The sequence below is a fragment of the Mesorhizobium sp. B1-1-5 genome (genome assembly GCF_006443065.1).
GTDB lineage: Bacteria > Pseudomonadota > Alphaproteobacteria > Rhizobiales > Rhizobiaceae > Mesorhizobium.
This window is the reverse complement of record NZ_VFWS01000461.1, coordinates 1-1,273: the sequence shown is the minus strand read 5'-3', so window position 1 is coordinate 1,273 and position 1,273 is coordinate 1. Positions and strand designations below refer to the sequence as shown.

Here is a 1,273-nt window from a genome sequence, read left to right as displayed (position 1 = left end):
GACCTCCCAGGCGCTGACCAGGAAAGCCACCACCAGCAGCGCGCCGACGAGACTGTCCTGCCGCCGCCAGCCGCCCTTGCCGAGACGCAGCGCCATCAGGACGATCGCCACCAGCGGCGTCGCGAAGCGCGCCACCGCTCTGGCCGGATCGGCCGCGACGAGCTGGAATATCGACTGCGCTTCGTCGATATGACCGAGCCACATCTGCTGGAGGCGCGGGTCGAGGCCGGCATAGGGGGCAGCCAGGCATTGCGGGAACAGAAACATCACGACAAGGATAAGCACGAACGCCAGCAGGCCGAGCGAGACCAGGCGACGGCCGTACGTCGCATTGGCGGCGCCCCATGAGGCGATGACCGCAAGGCCGGCGCCGGCAAGCGCGGCAACCACGAAGTGCACGGTCGAGAAGGTGTCGCACTGCGTCTGCCCCCATGCCGACGCCGGTATGGTAGTGATGAAAACAAGGGCCGAGACGGCGGTGACGCCCAAGCCAAAATCCCTGGCGATCAGCCTTTCGCCGCCACCGCTGACGAGGAACAGCAGGGCGACGATGGCGCCCAGGGTTCCAGCATAGGGGGCGCTTTCCATGCCGATCGCCAATGCCAGGGTGGCGCACGCGCCGGCAAACAGGGCGGCGGTCCGGTGGCGAGGGGCTTCAAGCAGCAAAGCCAGGCCGGCCAGGGTCAGCATCAGCTGGACATTGTGGTGATCGAGCGCGCCGGGCGAGAAGATTCCGAGATAATACAAGGCCGCTCCGCCGACCACCGCGGCGGGCAGGACCGCGTGCTCGCCGGCGAAAGCGCGCGCGGCGCGCATGATGGAGAACAGCGCGAGCCAGAATTGCAGGAGGGGCCAAAGCACCTGCACGACCTGCTCGCCCAAAGCGGCACTGCCCGTCAGGGCCGACAGGGCAAGCATGCCGAGCGCCAGCGGGGCGTCGAGCAGCCGCGACCAGTGCATGACGAAGCCACCCTCCAGCCCCATCCTGTACTGGTGCAGGTCGAACCAGCCCTGGCCGGCCAGGAGGTCGCGAACCTCCACCAGTTGCAGCAGGCTGTCATTGTCGCCGGCCGGGTTGGCCAGTTGCGGGAATCCGGCATAAAGATCAAGCGCCAGCAGCAGCAAGGCGGCAAGCAACGCAAACGCTATGTCGGACTTCCAGGTTGAAGCGCCGTTGCTGGCTGTGCTCATCCCCATCGCCTCTGGCAGGAATGCCGGGCCTTTCCGGCCAATCGACACTCGTACGGTCCGGCCTTAAACCTAGCCTTAACGG

General features: G+C 66.8%; 1 pseudogene. It reads right to left on the bottom strand.

Annotation, left to right across the window (positions count from 1 at the left end):
* Positions 1 to 1,191: pseudogene (locus FJ980_RS32375) on the bottom strand (GtrA family protein); the annotation flags it as partial.
* Positions 1,192 to 1,273: the final 82 nt, after the last annotated feature.